The organism is Thermophagus sp. OGC60D27 (assembly GCF_052400625.1).
Classification (GTDB): Bacteria; Bacteroidota; Bacteroidia; order Bacteroidales; family Marinilabiliaceae; genus Thermophagus.
The window spans coordinates 17030-34143 of record NZ_JBQTGH010000004.1; the positions used below are offsets into that span (position 1 = coordinate 17030).

Annotated in this window: 16 protein-coding genes; 8 read left to right on the forward strand and 8 right to left on the reverse strand. The window is 38.7% G+C overall.

The genetic code is table 11. The annotated features are described in order from the left end of the window. Positions 1 to 106: 106 nt before the first annotated feature. The 4 genes from ACT29H_RS06105 to ACT29H_RS06120 are packed head-to-tail and all read left to right on the forward strand — an operon-like array spanning position 107 to position 6623. A complete protein-coding gene (locus ACT29H_RS06105; RefSeq protein ID WP_444820723.1) occupies positions 107 to 1012 on the forward strand; it encodes a PorP/SprF family type IX secretion system membrane protein in 906 nt (301 codons plus the stop codon). Positions 1013 to 1014: 2 nt separating this feature from the next. Beyond that, the gene (locus tag ACT29H_RS06110) at positions 1015 to 2442 is read left to right on the forward strand and encodes a PKD domain-containing protein (protein WP_444820724.1); all 1428 of its coding nucleotides are present in this window, start codon (positions 1015 to 1017) and stop codon (positions 2440 to 2442) included. A 4-nt stretch (positions 2443 to 2446) separates the two neighbouring features. Next, the gene (locus tag ACT29H_RS06115; RefSeq protein WP_444820725.1) at positions 2447 to 3427 is read left to right on the forward strand and encodes a hypothetical protein; all 981 of its coding nucleotides are present in this window, start codon (positions 2447 to 2449) and stop codon (positions 3425 to 3427) included. Positions 3428 to 3431: 4 nt separating this feature from the next. Continuing rightward, positions 3432 to 6623: a ligand-binding sensor domain-containing protein gene (locus ACT29H_RS06120; RefSeq protein ID WP_444820726.1), complete on the forward strand. Its 3192-nt coding sequence runs from the start codon at positions 3432 to 3434 to the stop codon at positions 6621 to 6623. Between the two features lie 22 nt (positions 6624 to 6645). Here ACT29H_RS06120 and ACT29H_RS06125 read toward each other — a convergent pair whose 3' ends face one another. The 5 genes from ACT29H_RS06125 to rsfS all read right to left on the reverse strand — a co-directional run bounded on the left by ACT29H_RS06125 (position 6646) and on the right by rsfS (position 11408). Beyond that, positions 6646 to 7305: a phosphatidylserine decarboxylase family protein gene (locus ACT29H_RS06125; protein ID WP_444820727.1), complete on the reverse strand. Its 660-nt coding sequence runs from the start codon at positions 7303 to 7305 to the stop codon at positions 6646 to 6648. 30 nt (positions 7306 to 7335) lie between these two features. After that, positions 7336 to 8142 (reverse strand): phosphatidate cytidylyltransferase, encoded by an 807-nt coding sequence (locus tag ACT29H_RS06130; protein ID WP_444820728.1) that lies wholly within the window; start codon positions 8140 to 8142, stop codon positions 7336 to 7338. Between the two features lie 85 nt (positions 8143 to 8227). After that, complete coding sequence (locus ACT29H_RS06135; protein WP_444820729.1) at positions 8228 to 8866, reverse strand: LutC/YkgG family protein; 639 nt, start codon at positions 8864 to 8866, stop codon at positions 8228 to 8230. Then, a complete protein-coding gene (ftsH, locus tag ACT29H_RS06140) occupies positions 8847 to 11000 on the reverse strand; it encodes an ATP-dependent zinc metalloprotease FtsH (RefSeq protein WP_444820730.1) in 2154 nt (717 codons plus the stop codon). The genes ACT29H_RS06135 and ftsH overlap by 20 nt, the downstream gene beginning before the upstream one ends. Before the next feature lie 27 nt (positions 11001 to 11027). Beyond that, a complete protein-coding gene (gene rsfS / locus ACT29H_RS06145) occupies positions 11028 to 11408 on the reverse strand; it encodes a ribosome silencing factor (RefSeq protein WP_444820731.1) in 381 nt (126 codons plus the stop codon). A 332-nt stretch (positions 11409 to 11740) separates the two neighbouring features. On the opposite strand from rsfS, the gene ACT29H_RS06150 reads away from it, so the two are divergent. Beyond that, positions 11741 to 12481: a biotin--[acetyl-CoA-carboxylase] ligase gene (locus tag ACT29H_RS06150; RefSeq protein ID WP_444820732.1), complete on the forward strand. Its 741-nt coding sequence runs from the start codon at positions 11741 to 11743 to the stop codon at positions 12479 to 12481. On the opposite strand, the gene ACT29H_RS06155 is transcribed toward ACT29H_RS06150, so the two are convergent. Both ACT29H_RS06155 and pyrE read right to left on the reverse strand, forming a co-directional pair. Continuing rightward, on the reverse strand, positions 12478 to 12882 hold the full coding sequence (locus tag ACT29H_RS06155; protein WP_444820733.1) for an SRPBCC family protein: 405 nt from the start codon (positions 12880 to 12882) through the stop codon (positions 12478 to 12480). The two genes, ACT29H_RS06150 and ACT29H_RS06155, sit on opposite strands and share 4 nt — an antisense overlap. A gap of 2 nt (positions 12883 to 12884) precedes the next feature. Continuing rightward, complete coding sequence (gene pyrE / locus ACT29H_RS06160) at positions 12885 to 13517, reverse strand: orotate phosphoribosyltransferase (protein ID WP_444820734.1); 633 nt, start codon at positions 13515 to 13517, stop codon at positions 12885 to 12887. Positions 13518 to 13524: 7 nt separating this feature from the next. On the opposite strand from pyrE, the gene ACT29H_RS06165 reads away from it, so the two are divergent. Together ACT29H_RS06165 and ACT29H_RS06170 are read left to right on the forward strand one after the other, a co-directional pair. Next, positions 13525 to 14145 (forward strand): NUDIX hydrolase, encoded by a 621-nt coding sequence (locus ACT29H_RS06165; protein WP_444820735.1) that lies wholly within the window; start codon positions 13525 to 13527, stop codon positions 14143 to 14145. A 17-nt stretch (positions 14146 to 14162) separates the two neighbouring features. Next, on the forward strand, positions 14163 to 14774 hold the full coding sequence (locus tag ACT29H_RS06170) for a hypothetical protein (protein WP_444820736.1): 612 nt from the start codon (positions 14163 to 14165) through the stop codon (positions 14772 to 14774). Between the two features lie 11 nt (positions 14775 to 14785). On the opposite strand, the gene ACT29H_RS06175 is transcribed toward ACT29H_RS06170, so the two are convergent. Then, the gene (locus tag ACT29H_RS06175) at positions 14786 to 15889 is read right to left on the reverse strand and encodes an AI-2E family transporter (RefSeq protein WP_444820737.1); all 1104 of its coding nucleotides are present in this window, start codon (positions 15887 to 15889) and stop codon (positions 14786 to 14788) included. A gap of 423 nt (positions 15890 to 16312) precedes the next feature. Between ACT29H_RS06175 and ACT29H_RS06180 the strand changes: the two genes are divergently transcribed. After that, the gene (locus tag ACT29H_RS06180; RefSeq protein ID WP_444820738.1) at positions 16313 to 17113 is read left to right on the forward strand and encodes an ADP-ribosylglycohydrolase family protein; all 801 of its coding nucleotides are present in this window, start codon (positions 16313 to 16315) and stop codon (positions 17111 to 17113) included. The last annotated feature ends 1 nt before the right edge of the window (position 17114 follow it).

Here is a 17114-nt window from a genome sequence, read left to right on the forward strand (position 1 = left end):
AATATGTCAGCACAACTCATTTCCAACAATCACAGAGAATACAAAAAATTGGGCAGCCCCGTTTCATGACTTGATCACCTTAATTAGCTAACAAAACCTCCTATCGATGAGAATTCCTGCCATTATCATATTTTTCATCATAACATTGCCCTTAACCGGCCAAAAAGCGATGACCTTAAGTCAATATATGCACAACCGCTTCGCGATAAATAGTGCATTTGCAGGATCCAGGGAAGTTCTTTCGGTTTTTGGATCTTTCCGAAAGCAATGGGCAGGCCTTCCGCAATCCCCACAGGCGCAATATTTCACCGGCCATATGCCACTGCGGCGTCCTGAAATGGCTGTAGGGCTGCAAATATTTAATGAAACATTTGCCATTAAAAGGAATATGGGGGTCTCTTTGTCCTATACTTATCGATTACATGTGAATCCATCAACCTGGATGGCCTTCAGTTTATCCGGGGGCTTTACCAGCTACTCCATCAACTGGAATGAAGTTACGTTAGAAAACATCGAAGACGAAGTATTTAGTACCAGAGAGGCTTCATCCGGTCCCCAAGCAGGATTTGGCTGGAGCATATATAACCATCGCTTTTTCGGAGGAATTTCTGTGCCGGAATTCTTTACTCATGATTTTGAAAAGTTAGATGGCCCTCAACTGGACCCGGGACGAATGGATTATTTATTCACGGGTGGTTATCTGTTAGATCTATCTTCGGTCCTTAGTTTTCAACCTTCATTCCTATTAAAAATTAATCAAACAACGGGCAACTGGACAGACTTGTCCGGCTCATTCATCTATAAAAATATGATTTGGGGAGGAGCCACTTACCGAACATTAGATGAACTAGTTTTTCACCTCGGATGGCAAATTCTTCCTCAACTAAGAATGGCCTACTCTTATCAACATTCTTTAAATGGAATAGGTAACTTCAACAATGGAGGATATGAAATATCCTTACAATATGATTTTGGCTACACAGTAAATACTCCCAATCCCAAATTCTTTTAAAAATGACGACCACAAACTGCAGACATTTTTTTTGTACTTGCATATTTTTTTGGTTAATCGCCATAGTCAACCTCTCCGGGCAAGAAATCAAAATTGAAAAATTAAATATTAGTACGCCGGCAACCAGTGAATATGCCCCTATTGTTAAGGATTCCGTACTCTTCTTTGTCTCTAACCGCAGAGCCAACCTGTTGGTAACTTATTTTGATCAAAACCGAAATATTCTTTACAGCATATTTAATGCGCCCTTATTTTCAAACGGGAACACCGGCAAGATAAAACTCTTTTCACCTTCGGGGCAGCCTCGTTTTAATGCAGGACCAATAACATTCTCCGGCAATGGTTCCAGTCTCATTGCCACTCATAACCGATCATTGCGCCCCACCAAAAAGCGTAGACAAAACCGCTCCAACTCTTTAACCCTTTACAGCGCCCAAAAAGAAGGGGCTGTCTGGAGAGACTTTAAAAAACTGAAAATTCAAATTCCTCCGCGGGCTTCAGCCGGTCATCCATCTCTTTCGGCCGATGGAACGCAATTGTTTTTTGTTTCCAACATGGAAGGTGGATATGGAGAAACAGATATTTATGTATCGCAAAAAAATAAGGATGGCTGGAGTTCTCCCCAAAACATGGGTGAAAGAATTAACACTCCCGGAAAAGAATTATTTCCCTTTATTCATCCATCCGGCAAGCTCTATTTTACTTCTGACGGACATGGCGGAGAAGGGAACCTTGATATTTATTTTATTGATTTAGATCATCGCGACAGTGAACCGGTTCCGTTACCGGCACCTATAAACAGCATTTACAATGATTTTTCGTTTTATGCCGGGTTCGATGAAAATCAAGGCTTTTTTGCATCAGACAGAGACGGAAATGATGATATATTTTCGTTTACCATTCCCGAAATTGTTTGTAAGGACCCACAACCAATCGAGGAGAACCATTTTTGCTTTACCTTCTTCGAAAATGGTCCCTTCCAAACAGACACACTCCCCTATGTTTACCGATGGAATTTCGGGGATGGTCATGAAGCAGAAGGGTTGGAAACCGACCACTGTTTTTCAGGGCCCGGAGAATATCACATCCAACTCAATGTGATCGACACCTTATTAAATAAGGAACTTTTTTCCGTAGCTTCGTATAATCTAAAACTGGAACCAAAAAAACAGATATGGTTCCAAGTTCCAGATACCATAAAGACAGGCACAGTGCTTAAATTAGAAGCAATCTTTCAGGGCTTTGATGAAGCGCCTAACCACACATTGCTGACATGGGATTTTGGAACCGGAGACACCAGAATAGGGGAAAAAGTTTCTTATATTTATCGTGAGGCAGGCAGATACAGGATCATCTGTTCAACTCAAATACAAAATAACCGAAGAATTTGTTTTTACAGAGAAATAAAAGTTACGAATTCTCAATATTGAGCACATGAAACCATCAACAGCAACTTATTTTTTGATCATTATAACCACATTTATAAATGTTTCTTATATCTCGGCCCAACCGGTTCCTGCTATTGACGAAAACATTCCTTATTTGGTGACCTTTGGAGGGGAGGGAGACTCCGCATGGGGAGATGACGATTTTTGCCAAATCATCTTTTTTTCAATCCCGAAAACATACGAACATCCCGTTTTCATTCGTGTTTTCGACCCTGAAATATCTGAAGATATTGATGAATTGAAAGGAGAATGGAATACGGTGATGCGTTACTCTGTATATGGGGGAAAAGGCGCCTGCTCTGAAGAAGACGCCCGACGTTCTAACCTGAAAGGAAATTATAATAGTGGCAATCTGTTGGCTTCAAAAATCTTTAACTCTAATACGAGATACAATAACAATTGGTACACCTTTGGTCCGTTTAATCCGACCGAAGGAGAATTACTTCCAGACTACGGAGGTTATGTATTTAAACTGATCATTGAAGGCGTTTCTGGGGACGATGGGAATCTCTACAAATTGTTTCTATCCACGGAAGGAAATGAAAATCGCCCGGTAGAAGGAGCCTTTGCATTCTATTTCAAATATAAATTCAGGTTATACAACGACGCCAATGAAGTTTCACATATTTATCCCTATATAACATCAGATGTAGTAGCCATTAAGCAGAGTAATTTCGATTGGGATAATGACGGTTTTATTCGCATCATTTCGCCTGCTAAAAATGGAGAGATTCTAGCCGCCTCGGGCGACGATGATTGGGTGGAAAGTCGACATACAATATCAAAAGAAGAACACAATAGTTCTTTGGATATTCAGATGATCAAGCGGAAATCCCCCATCGTAAAAGATAACAATGTTGTCATCTTTCTGGAAAACCAATATGGAGAGCTTATGCCATTTTACAGTATCCCCATTGGAGGCATTCCAAAGTATAAATACAGCATAGGCATCAAACCGAAACAATAGACTTATGGATTTTGGCAATCGATTTTGGAAAAATACACTGCTGCTTGTTATTCCGCTATTATTGTATCCATCCTTTCTGGAGGCACAATCTTTCAGATTTAAAACTTTTGATTCCAACGTAGGATTACCGCAGAACTTTGTCTATGCACTGGAACAAGACCAGGACGGTTACATTTGGATGGGGACAGGCGAAGGACTAGTGAAGTATAATGGCATAGAATTCAACAACTATAACAGAAACGACTCACTCGCTGACGATTTTATAACTGCCCTTCATCTGACTTCCGACGGCCTTTTATGGATCGGCCATAACAACGGAGACATTACCTTATATAAAAAAAATCACTTCATCCCCATAAGAATTGCCAATACCCAAAGTCCAGTCACAGCAATCAGAAACCTCAATAAAGATAAAATCCTCCTTTCCTGCCAAAATGAAGGTTTCATCATTATCAACAAAAACACTTTAGATTACAAACTGCTAAACCATGTTTCTTTAAAACAAAAGCTTATTTTTTCATTTGGTGTCAACGGAGATACTATATTATCCGGAACTTCCGAAGGATTATATAGGGTGATTTTGTCCAAAAGCGATTCCATAATATCCGCAACAAGAATAGCTCAAGTTCCACTTACCAAAATTTCCTGTATCGTCCCAAGAAAAGGGATCATTGGCGACTATTGGATCGGGACAGAAGACAACGGCTTCTACTTATTTTCACGATCAGCGGGAACTGCTCAACACATTGTTGACAACTCGCTTTGCCTAACCTTCGACATTCAATGGGAAAACATTAAAGACATAGAAGAGGAACCCAATGGCAACCTACTTTTAGCCACATGGGGAGACGGAATTATTAAGTTGATATACCACCCAGACACACAAACCTATGTGGATTCTTACCATTTTTCAATGGAAAATGGATTAAGTAATAATTATGTCAGAGATATATTGTGTGATCGAGAAGGAAACTATTGGATGGCTACCTATGGAGGAGGCACCTCGCTTCTGACTAACAAATATTATGTATTCTACAATCTGAAAAACATCGGATTTGAAAAGAACAAAGTGTTATCAGTGTTGCGACACGATAGCACGCTCTGGCTGGGGTTGGATAAAGGACTAATAAAAACCGATCCCTATTGCTTAACCAATTTCGAATATTACGATACAGAGTTGGGTATTCCAAACGATGAAATAACAGGATTGTATCAGCTCCCTAACGGGACACTCTTTGCTGCCACCGGAAACAATGGTCTTTATTTCCGTCAACCAGGAAATTTAAATTTCAGAAAATGGGCTTACTCGAACAAGCAACCATGCCTGAAAATAAGAGATCTTTCTGGGAAAGGAGATATAATTTATTTGGCAACCTATGGAGGTTTCTTTTCCATCCATACAAAAACCGGAGAAACGGAACATCTTACCACAGAAAGAGGCCTCCCACACAACAGCATTAATTTTGTCTATATTGACAAGGAAAACAAACTATGGATCGGTCCCAAAAACAGTGGCATATGCCAAATTAATGATACGCGCATCGAGCTACACAAAATATCCGATTCCCCGATAGATGTTAATGGCATGGTCCAAACATCTGACAAAACCATCTGGCTTGCCACACGAGGGCAAGGTGTAATCCAATACGGGAACGATTCTATTCACAGATTTAGCACATTAAATGGCCTGGCAAAAAATTTTTGTTACAGTATCTCTGTGGACAAAAAAGACCGTCTATGGATTGCCCACCATCCGGGATTGAGCATGATTGATAGCAGGACCGGAAAAATTGAAGTTTATGACCATGAGGCAGGTATTAGCTCAGACTTTTATCAAATCGTAAAAGATTCAGATGAAACATTATGGTTTGCTGGCACCCAAGGGGCAATCCATTACTTCCCTGAAAAACACTCAAGAAATGTTATTCCTCCTGCACTCAATTTCACCGACATATCAATATCAGGTAAAAATTACCAGCCAGGCGACCGTATAAGACTTCCATACCCTTACAGAAAAAATTATCAGTTCCGCTTTAACTTTATCGGAATCAGTTTTAAAAAAACCAATCAGGTAACCTATCAGTATCAATTATCTCAAAGCTCAGGAGCAGAAAATTCAGAATGGATCAACCTGGGAACCACAAACTTTCGAGAATATGACTTTTTACCCAGCGGCCATTACACGCTGAGAGTTCGAGCCTTTAATGCTGACGGAGTCGCCTCGGGACCTGTTTCTGTTTCCTTCTCCATTGCGTCCCCCTTTTGGAAAGAACCATGGTTCTATCTGACTTTGACAGCCCTTATCATATATGTTGTTTATCTGATAATCATTATTCGGGAAAAAAATTTAAAACGTCAGAAGGAACAATTGCAAAAAGCTGTTGACCAACAAACCATTTTGCTTAGAGAACAAAAAGCAGAAATTGAGAGGAAAAACCGAGACATTACCGATAGCATTAACTATGCAAAAACGATCCAATCCTCCATCCTGCCACCTCTTAATGTATTAAAATCCAATTACCCGGAATCCTTTGTTTTCTTTGAACCTAGAGACATCGTTAGTGGTGATTTTTATTGGTTTCACAAAACTAAGAAATACTTTATCCTGGGCTGTGCCGACTGCACAGGTCATGGTGTCCCGGGAGCTTTCATGTCCATGATCGGTAGCACTTTGCTTAATGATATTGTCAAACGGAAAAATGTCAACTCACCAGCATCTTTACTGGAACGATTAGACATGGAAATAAAAGTATTACTTCAAAACAGCAAAAACAAAGAAAACACCCATGACGGCATGGATATTTCCGTTCTCGAAATTGAAATAGAAACCAATAAAGTAAGGATCGCCTCTGCTAAGCGTCCAGTCTATCTATACCTCAATGATGAACTGGTTATTTACAAAGGAAATCGTCGAAGTATTGGAGATTCCCTAGTCGATGGAGATACCCCGTTTGTTAACATGGAATACCAATGCAACCCCAATGACCTTATTTACTTATTCTCAGATGGTTTTTCGGATCAGTTTGGGGGCCCCAAAGAAAAGAAATTCATGAAGGTGGGCATCAAAAACATGTTGGAAAAAATCCATCATCTCCCCATGGATAAACAATATAAAGCTGTTAAACACCATTTCCATCAATGGAAGGGAGACTTGGATCAGGTTGATGACGTAATATTTATGGGAATAAAGCTTTAGGAAGGGCCTTTCCCCTCTCAACTCAATCGACCCATCCGATAATGGTTTGTTTCCCTTTCACCCGCTGGCCAGGTTTTACATCAATACGACTCCCCAGTGGCAAAAAAATATCCACTCGCGAACCAAATTTGATAAACCCCATTTGTTGTCCCTGTCTCATAGAATCCCCTTCTTTTGCATAGCAAACGATACGTCGGGCCAGTGCCCCAGCAATTTGCCGTACAAGTATGGTTGCTCCCCCTTTTGTTTCTAAGGCTATGGTGGTTCGTTCATTTTCAAAAGAAGCTTTTGGCAGATAAGCAGCTTTAAAACGTCCAGAATGGTGTTTTACATAGCGTACAATCCCAGATACGGGAAACCAATTAATATGCACGTTGAATACTGACATAAATACAGAAACCTGAATACACTTCTCTTTTAAAAACTCATTCTCTTCAGTCTCTTCTATCACCACGATTTTTCCATCTGCAGGGGAAATGATGGCTTTATCCTGCAAAAAAACACTTCGTTTGGGGCTGCGAAAAAAGGCAACAAAAAAGAGAAACAAGAAAAAAGACAACAGTATAGTCCATTTAAGCACAGGGGCAGGCGAACTAACAGAAAAATAAATGGCAATGTTTAATCCTACCAAAATCAAAAATACAATTGTCAAAATGGCAAAACCTTCCTTGTGAATTGTCATAGATTTTCAAATTTTAAAAGACATGCAAAGTTAACAAAACAAAAGATAGCAACTTACAACGGGAGCTGAGAAAAAGACTCCATCGAATCGGTCAAGAATGCCTCCATGCCCAGGAAAGACTCTTCCAGAATCTTTAATGTTGACACTGCGCTTTAACATCGACTCAATAAGATCGCCATAGGTTCCCAACACGCCCACCAGACCAGCAACCACAATCCAATCAATAACGCTTAAAATACCAAAATAATAAAAACAACCAATACTTATTAGAATTGTAAAGAAAATGCCGCCGATAGCTCCTTCCCAGCTTTTAGCCGGTGAAACACTAGGAAACAATTTGTGTTTGCCAAAGAGAGAACCCATAATGTAAGCGCCTGAATCATTCGCCCATACTAACAGAAAAAAACCCAACAACAATTTTGGGTTATATTCACCACCGTAAAAAGCTAAATGATGCAAAAAAGCAAATGGTAGCGCAACATACAATGGTGTGATTAAGGTGGTTGCAATATTTAGAAGAGAATTTTTATTTTTAAAATACAATTCCGAAAGGAAAGCCCCTCCAGCAAGTGGCACAATGATCACCAACCAACGCGCTTGTATATGCGAATAAAAAAATAAGAATGATCCAACATACAAAAAAATCCCTATTGTTTGTGACCAAAAATATCGGACCTTCACATCCATTCCCTGCATCATTCTCATAAATTCGTGCATCCCAAGCAAAATTACTACGGCAAAAATGCTCATGTATGCCAAAGGATTCCACCATAATCCTAAGATAATAGCTACAACAAAAAGAAAACCTGTTATGGTACGTTGCCAAAAATTATTCATGCAAAAAGAAATTATCGTCACAAAAAACACACTCATCAATAGATCTGAAGATCATCCTTGGATTAAATGATGCATCTATTGAAGATCAATTATATATTACAACAATTAATTCGCGGGGACCATGAGCACCCATAACAAGGGTTTTTTCAATATCTGCCGTACGGCTAGGACCTGAAATCAAGGATATTTGGGAAGGTCGGTGTCCATATTTTGCTTCTATCCGCTCAAATCCATCCTTAATGGAATGTACCAATTGATCTTTAGCGGCCAATACTACATGAATTGATGGAAAAATATTCATTTTTCGACCTGACGCGGAACTACTCACCATAACGCTGCCTGTCAAGGCAACCAATGCCTCACACCCTGTCAATCCGACTTCCGAATCATCTGACTCAGAAAAAGATTCTGCGATGGGAATATCATTTCCCAAACATTTATCTTTTATGGTACCATCTTCCACCACAAAGTATTCCCAACCTCTTTCCCGTAAAAGTAATTTGAGCTTCAGCCAGGCATCTTCTTCATTCTTTTCAATGAATACCTGTCCGCCCAATCCTTCCAATTCCTCTATAAAAGAAGAGAGTGGATCCAACAACCTTTCAAACACTTCTCCGTCAGGAACTTCATCCTGCCATTTCATTTCCCACGACCGAGGTTTTGAATTCCTCAACTTGGAGAGAATAATTTCCTTAGAATTACTATTATTTATCGGATCCTTCATTTTTATCCTTATCTTGATCTATGCTCTTATCGTCAGATACATTCTGTTGATCCGAATTAACTATATCTTTTTCCCCCGTCAGTTCTGGACTATCATTATTCCCATTCGACGAAATAAAGTGCTGCGGTCCTTTTCTCTTTCCAAATATTCGCTCCAAATCTTCGCTAAAAATAACTTCTTTCTCCAACAATAACTCCGCAAGGTGAGCGTGTTTTTCTTTATTTTCTGTTAATATTTTTTTCGCCCTGGCATACTGTTCTTCAATAATGGCTGCAGCCTCGCGATCGATAAGCTCTGCTGTTTTCTCACTATAAGGTCTGTGAAAAGAATACTCACTTTGACCAGAAGAATCGAAAAAGCTGATATTTCCCAATTTCGGACTCATTCCAAAATAACTAACCATCGCATAGGCCTGACGGGTTACTTTTTCCAGGTCATTCAATGCCCCGGTAGAAATCCTATTAAACATCAACTCTTCAGCAGCACGTCCTCCCAGGGCAGAACACATTTCGTCAAGCATTTGTTCCGTTGTTGTCAATTGTCGTTCTTCCGGAAGATACCAAGCCGCTCCCAACGCTTTTCCCCTAGGTACTATGGTTACCTTTACCAAGGGATGGGCATGCTCCAGCAACCAGCTAATGACGGCATGTCCGGCTTCATGATAGGCGATCCGTCGTTTTTCATCTTTACTAATAATTTTGTTTTTCTTTTCCAGCCCCCCAACTATCCGATCAACCGCATCAATAAAATCTTCCCTTTCAACCAGCTTTTTATTTCGTCTGGCAGCAATCAATGCAGCTTCATTACAAACATTTGCAATATCGGCACCTGAGAAACCAGGCGTTTGTTTAGCCAGAAAATCTGGATCTACATCCTCTTTAAGTCTTAAAGGACGTAAATGTACTTTAAAAATATCCTTACGTTCATTCAAATCAGGCAATTCAACAGTAATCTGACGATCGAATCGACCGGCACGCATTAAAGCTCTGTCTAAAATATCTGCCCGGTTGGTAGCGGCAAGAATTATAACGCCACTGTTAGAGGCAAAGCCATCCATCTCGGTAAGTAACTGATTGAGGGTATTCTCTCTTTCATCATTACTACTGAAACCAGCATTTTTGCCACGTGCCCGACCTATTGCATCTATCTCATCAATAAATATAATACAAGGTGCTTTTTCTTTAGCTTTTCGAAATAGATCACGAACGCGGGAGGCTCCAACCCCCACAAACATCTCCACAAAATCTGATCCTGACATGCTAAAAAACGGCACATTGGCTTCTCCTGCCACAGCTTTTGCCAATAAAGTTTTCCCCGTCCCGGGAGGTCCTATTAACAAAGCTCCCTTAGGAATTTTACCACCTAGCTCTGTAAATTTCTCAGGTTTTTTCAAAAATTCCACAATCTCTTCAACCTCCTGCTTCGCCTCCTCAAGACCTGCAACATCATCAAAATTAACCTTAATGTTGGACTCACGATCAAACATCTTAGCCTTAGATTTTCCAACACTAAATATGTTACTAGCACCGCCTCCACCACCTTGAGAACTCATTCGTCGAAAAATAAAGACCCAAATAATAATCACCAGCAGGAGGGGCCATACCATACCTATGAAATCTCTGAAGAAATTCACCCTTTCTTCATATTCTACCGGTATTTTAATATTATTTTCATTCTCAGCATCTTTACGAGCTTCCTCAAATCTATCAATGGTTGGTATCTTTACGGCAAAATGAGGACCTATTTTAGTAGGGGTATAACCATTACGAAATAACTCGCTATGCTTATCCAACGCATCTTCTGTCAGAGTTACCTCTGCTACTCCTTCATTGGTAACAACGATTATTTTTCTGATGTCCCCACTTGGCAAAAGCTGATCCTCAAACAGGCTGTAGGATAGGCTTTGGGGTCCTTGCCCTAAATTAAAGGTACTCACGACAATAAGGGCAAGCAAAATAAGCCCGTAAATCCAATAAACATTAAATTTAGGCATTTTGGGTCCCTGGGGTTTATCCCCTCCGTCAGTTCCCCCTCCTTGATTCTTCAAAAATTGATTGGAATTATTCCGGTCGCTTTGTGATTTTTCCGGCTCTTGTTTTTGACCTTTGTGATTTTTTAAATTGTTTTCTGTCATATATATTTACTAAAAGTAAAAGTCCAGTTAAAATAAATTCTCTATATCAGTTCTGGCAGCATCGGCCCATAGCTCTTCAAGATTATAAAATTGCCTTATTTCTTTTTGAAAAACATGTGCAACTACATTCAGATAATCCATTAATACCCATTCGGCATTTTGTTTCCCTTCAACATGAAACGGTTTTTCACCGGCATGATTTAAAACTATCTCTTCTATGGATTCAGAAACTGCATCAACATGAATATTACTATCACCTTCACATATAACAAAATACTCTGCAATACTATTTTCAATGTTTCTAAGATCAAGAATGGTAATGTTATTCCCTTTTTTTTCCTGAATTCCTTCGACTATCGCTTCTACCAACTTTTCGGATGATACAACATCATTACTATTTCCAATCATTCACTACTGCATTTTATTCATTTGTATAAATCTTACTCAAACTATTGGCTGAATGGCACACAAATAGCCTCGCGTTTCTTTATGCATTTTCTTTTCATTGCAATTGTTGCCAGGCTCTGCGCAATAGGTCTAACCAACTGAATTCAATCAAAAAATCACACCATGAAATTTTACTAAAATCCAATTCTACCAACCAGACAACTTAATTTTCCTGAAAAAACAATGCCATAATTAATTTTGACTTCAAAGATAATACTTTAATAGAACATATATAGCTATTTTTGTCAACACTCACCACTCGGAGTGACAAAATGACCTTAAATTCCAGACAAATGAAATCAGTCCCTGAAATTATTCAATTAAATAGCATCCCTTCCACGAGCACCCATTTGAAAGAGCTACTGAAACAACAAACCCTGACAGAATGTTCGGTGGTTATCACCAACAATCAAACAGCCGGAAGAGGCCAACCAGGAAATTCATGGGAATCAGCCCCTGGAAAGAATCTCTCTTTCTCAATCGTATTATACCCCGACATGGTAGCCCCTGCCCACCAATTCATCATTTCAAAAACCATCTCCGTAGCATTGGCTGTTGCTCTCGGGAAGTTAATATCACCTATTGAAATCAAATGGCCCAATGACATCTATTATAACAATAAAAAACTTGGAGGAATACTGATCGAGAATTCTTTGAATGGAAACCTTATAAGTCAATCCGTCGTGGGAATCGGAATAAATATCAACCAAATCAATTTTTCTTCTACTATTCCCAACCCCACATCTATGAAATTAATCAGTGGAAAGAGCTGGGATTTGAAAAATGTTTTTCTCCAGTTATACCAGTCCATTCTCGAACATTATGAAAATCTAAAGGAAGAAAACACAAATGATATTGAAGAAAAGTATCTTTCTTTTCTATATAGGAAGACAGGTTTTTTCAAATACCGTGACAAAACGGGAGAATTTCTGGCTTCAATAAATAAAATCGGACCAGCCGGTCACCTCTATTTGACTCGGAGCAACGGCGCCATATCGAAATATGCTTTTAAGGAAGTAGAATTTATCCTTTAATAGGAATGAGATGCTATGGCATCTCCTAAAAGCCCAACGAACCTCTGCAATGGACCGGAAGCCACCATCTTAAGCATGGGATTCAATTCGGCATCCAAGGTTACTTTAACTTTTGTTGTAGCAGTATCCGTTTCTTTTAATTGAATCCAAAGAAAAAAGTGAAAAGGAACAGATCCATCAGCTGTGTATTTGATCATTTTGGCAGGTTCCTTGTCAATAATTTTTAACCCAACCTGCCCTATTCCAACAACTTCAAAACGACAGCTATCGCCAAAACTTTTCCAATCCTTAATCTTATCTGAAGGAAGAAGATCCTCAAAATTGTCGAAGTCCGATAATTTACTGTAAATCTTGGAAGCAGGTTGATTAACTGCTTTTATATCACTTTCAAATCTTGTCATAACTATTTCTTCCAATTGGCAGGATCATCTCTCCATTTTGCCAAAGCATTCAAATCATCAGACGAAACATATCCGCCTTCAGCAGCGATTCGTATTAAGGTCTGATAATCACTCAAGGTTTCACACTCCACGTTTGCTTGGGAAAAGTTTTCCTCAGCGATCTTAAACCCATAAGAGAAAATAGCAAACATACCCAAAACTTCAGCTCCGTTATTTCGTAAAGCCTCAACCGCCTTAAGACTGCTTCCGCCTGTAGAAATCAGATCTTCTATTACAACCACTTTTTGTCCAGGTTTGAGATCGCCTTCAATTAAATTTTCCAACCCATGCCCTTTAGGACTGGACCGAACATAAACAAATGGTTTTCCCAACAAATCAGCAACCATTGCCCCTTGTGCAATCGCACCTGTTGCAACACCTGCAATAACGTCTACAGAAGACCATCGTTCCAAAATGCGCCTCGCAAACTCAATCTTAATAAAATTACGAATATTTGGATAAGAAAGCGTTTGGCGGTTGTCACAATATATGGGGGCAACCCATCCTGAAGCCCATGTAAAAGGGTTTGCAGGTTGTAGTTTTATTGCTTTTATTTGCAATAGCTGAAGGGCTATTTTTTCTTTCAAATTTTCCATGTCGCAAATGTACAAGATATTTTTTAAAGATAGAGTCATCTTTTTAACGAACAAAATCGATTCGGTTCTTACTCCAGAATTTAGTGCCATACATAAATTAGGAAGTGAAGGAGAATTAAGAAAGTTTATCCGAAATTTTGAACACAATAAAGACAGAAAAGAAGCTTACATCTATCATCACAATGAACATGAGCTTTTCTTGCGTTTCAAAAAAAACTTTAAAAATATCCCCGCTGCCGGTGGACTTGTCTGGGACCCAAAAAAAGAACACTTTCTGGGCATGGCACGCAGAGGTCAAAACGATCTACCCAAAGGCAAACTTGAACCCGGAGAAACCTTTGAAGACGCAGCTATTAGGGAAGTAGAAGAAGAATGTAATATTGACAACCTCAAAATACTTAACCCCATCACTTCAACGTTCCATACTTATTACATTAAAAACATCCCTGTTTTAAAAGAAACCAAATGGTTCGAAATGATCTATTACGGGCAAAAAAAACCCACCCCTCAACAAGAAGAAGATATAACAGAAGTTAACTGGGTAAATTTGGACCAAACTGAACAATTTACCAATAACACCTACCCATCTATTAAAGAAATTTTTAATCTGATTAAAAAGGATTTGTAATTTCAAAAAAAATCCAAATGAGCGATCACGAAGAAGCTTTTAAACAATGGAAAGAGGAAACTCGGCGTGAAGCATTAGAAAAAGAGCTTTCACGACTCCAAAAAGAAAACATAACAAAAAACCGATACCTTAAAAAAATGAAAACAGGACTATTCAGTGTGACTGCTTTGCTGATTTTGTCTTGTATTTTTATATTAACACAATACAATCCTTCAAATCCCAGACAAAAGCCACATGAAAAGGCAAAACTAAATCAAGAAAAAATAACCCATAAGACTCCTCTAGGTTCAGAATTATCCTCAAATATAGATCAGTTAATCTTAATAACCCCAGTATCGGATACAATAAGATTCCGAATTCCAGACGACGGAATTTTTTTCAGCGTTCAGGTGGGAGCCTACATGGGAATAGACATGGACAAATTCAAACAAAATATGGTTTCGCTTCGTCAAATTGACTATGATGATATAAACCAGTTTACGCTAGGAATTTTCACCTCATATGAAGAAGCGGTTGAATTTCGTGACTTGGTAAAACAGATAGGGTTTCAGGAAGCATACATTACTGCTATGCAAGGAGAAAAAAGAATTAACATTCGAGAAGCTCTGCAACAAAGAACAAAAAAGTAATTCGTTTGAATTCACATCCGGTCTGTAAGCTTTTTAACCACTTCATTATTGTTAAAAAACTCTCTGGCAATAACTCGAATGATGGTATAAACCGGAATTGCAAAAAACATTCCCAAGACTCCTGCCAAATAACCTCCGCCCAATATAACAATAAAAATTTCCAAAGGATGGGCTTTTACACTACTGGAAAAAATAAGTGGCTGAAACAATATATTATCCATTAATTGAACAATAACATAAACCAACACCATTCCTCCAAAAAAGGAAAAAAAAGAATATGGTAACGGGAGTTGCAAGTAGACCAAAGTACCTACACTAATGCCAAAAAATGCACCAAACAGAGGCCCCAGATAAGGAATAATATTCATCAAACCACTTATAATCCCTATAATAGCCGCATGATTAAATCCGATTCCTAATATTGAAAAACCACTGGTTACAATAGTGCCAACCAACATCGTTTGGATAAGTATCCCCAAAAAATATCTTCTCAACAAATATCGAATGGAGAGCAAAGCATGCCGAATTCCGGTCTCATGCCTCTGAGGAACAAAAAGCAAAATACCGCCTATGAGTAATCCCTCTTCTTTTAAAAAAAAGAAAGTTATAAAAGATATCGAAAATGCTGCAATAAAAACACCGCCCAAAAAGCCAGCCAATGAAGCAAAAAACTGACGTACCTGCTCAAAATCCAAAAATGTCAGCAATGCATCCTCAAACTGCCTTTCAAAGCCACTCATTATGGTGCGTCCAATCTCCGAATGTTTGAGTGGCGCAAAAGTATCAGAGAGTAATTTCCCGATTTTGTCCAAAGCAACCGGAACATCTATTCTTGAAAAGAATTGGATTTCAGAAGCAATTAAAGGAACCGTAAAACGGAAAAACAAAACAATTACGACCCATAAAGTTAAAACCGTCAGCAATGCAGACAGCGTCTTTCCCACAAAAAATCGCCCTATCTGAATGCGACAATAAAGATCGAACATTGGTCGAGTAACCAATGAAATAACTGCTGAAACCCCCACAAAAACAACTATTGAACGAAAATACCATAACAGGAAAAAACTACCAAAAATGGCAATTGTAAAGAATAAATATTTAAGGACCTGTTTCATGAATTCAGAACAAAAATTTTTCTTTTTTCAATATATATACGTTCATCAAAAGGATAAACCCTTTTTATTTTACAACAGACAACCAACCATCATATTTAATCTCAAGCAAGAACCATTAGAAAATCCTCTATTCTTTTTTTACCAGATTTCATAATTCAACCTTTCACTTGAACACTAGACCGAAATATCATTATTTTTTAATCTATCCAATCATTTCAATTCTACAACACAGGCATTTCCATAAAAACAACAGAATTACTCAAATATACAAATTAATAGTTAACAAATACACTTCAGATCTTTTACAAAAAAAGGGAATCAATACTGCCGATAATATATTAAAAAAAACTTTGTTTTTACCTCGAAACTTATCATATTAGTGTACTATTTTCATAAGAAACCATTTTAAACCTAAGCCAGACTATGAAAGGTGCCATCATTGGAGACATTATAGGATCTGCATTTAAGACCGACAATGCTTCAAATACCGAATTTCAACTATTCAAACCCTCATCCGCATTTACAGATGATACCATTTTAACACTCGCCACAGCAGATGCCATAATTAATCGGACAACATACGAGAAAACACTCAAAAAATGGGTGCGGAATTTCCCTAAAGCAGGTTATCGTCCCCTGTTTCTGGAATGGGCCCTATCAGACGACACAACGCCATACATCAGTAAAGGAGACGGAGCTGCAAGAAGAATCAGTCCTATCGGCTTTGCCGCCAGAAACATCGATGAGGCTTTATCCGAGGCAGAGATAAGCACAAAAATTACCCACAATATTCCTGAACGCATCAAAGCTGCCAAAGCCGTTGCGGCAGCCATACATATGTGCAGAAAAACGGGGACAAAGAAAGAGATAAAAACATTCATCGGCCAGGCTTTTGACTATGATCTCTCAATAACGGTACAAAACTGGAAGTCCATAAAAATTTCACCAGACAGTGACATATCTCCGGTACAACCTGCATTCGCAGCATTTCTGGAAGCATCTGACTTTGAAGAAGCCATCCGCCTTGCTATTTCTATAGGTGGTCCAAGTAATACCATAGCATCAATAGCAGGCGGATTAGCAGAAGCCTATTTCGAACATATCCCCAAATCAATCATTCGCAAAGCTCTATCTCGGCTTACTCCTGAAATGCAAACAATAATGAATGCTTTTGAGGAAAAATTCCTTTCTCATTCCACTGAAAACAGAAAAGTTTTAAATTAAA

Bases quoted from the DNA above. Each gene is read 5' to 3' on its own strand.
- pyrE (WP_444820734.1), bottom strand. From the start codon at position 13,517: ATGGAAAATTTGAAAGAAAAAATAGCCCTTCAGCTATTGCAAATAAAA.
- ACT29H_RS06115 (WP_444820725.1), top strand. From the start codon at position 2,447: ATGAAACCATCAACAGCAACTTATTTTTTGATCATTATAACCACATTT.
- ACT29H_RS06110 (WP_444820724.1), top strand. From the start codon at position 1,015: ATGACGACCACAAACTGCAGACATTTTTTTTGTACTTGCATATTTTTT.
- ACT29H_RS06170 (WP_444820736.1), top strand. From the start codon at position 14,163: ATGAGCGATCACGAAGAAGCTTTTAAACAATGGAAAGAGGAAACTCGG.
- ACT29H_RS06120 (WP_444820726.1), top strand. From the start codon at position 3,432: ATGGATTTTGGCAATCGATTTTGGAAAAATACACTGCTGCTTGTTATT.
- ACT29H_RS06155 (WP_444820733.1), bottom strand. From the start codon at position 12,882: ATGACAAGATTTGAAAGTGATATAAAAGCAGTTAATCAACCTGCTTCC.
- ACT29H_RS06180 (WP_444820738.1), top strand. From the start codon at position 16,313: ATGAAAGGTGCCATCATTGGAGACATTATAGGATCTGCATTTAAGACC.
- ACT29H_RS06130 (WP_444820728.1), bottom strand. From the start codon at position 8,142: ATGAATAATTTTTGGCAACGTACCATAACAGGTTTTCTTTTTGTTGTA.
- rsfS (WP_444820731.1), bottom strand. From the start codon at position 11,408: ATGATTGGAAATAGTAATGATGTTGTATCATCCGAAAAGTTGGTAGAA.
- ACT29H_RS06165 (WP_444820735.1), top strand. From the start codon at position 13,525: ATGTACAAGATATTTTTTAAAGATAGAGTCATCTTTTTAACGAACAAA.
- ACT29H_RS06105 (WP_444820723.1), top strand. From the start codon at position 107: ATGAGAATTCCTGCCATTATCATATTTTTCATCATAACATTGCCCTTA.
- ftsH (WP_444820730.1), bottom strand. From the start codon at position 11,000: ATGACAGAAAACAATTTAAAAAATCACAAAGGTCAAAAACAAGAGCCG.
- ACT29H_RS06135 (WP_444820729.1), bottom strand. From the start codon at position 8,866: ATGAAGGATCCGATAAATAATAGTAATTCTAAGGAAATTATTCTCTCC.
- ACT29H_RS06150 (WP_444820732.1), top strand. From the start codon at position 11,741: ATGAAATCAGTCCCTGAAATTATTCAATTAAATAGCATCCCTTCCACG.
- ACT29H_RS06125 (WP_444820727.1), bottom strand. From the start codon at position 7,305: ATGACAATTCACAAGGAAGGTTTTGCCATTTTGACAATTGTATTTTTG.
- ACT29H_RS06175 (WP_444820737.1), bottom strand. From the start codon at position 15,889: ATGAAACAGGTCCTTAAATATTTATTCTTTACAATTGCCATTTTTGGT.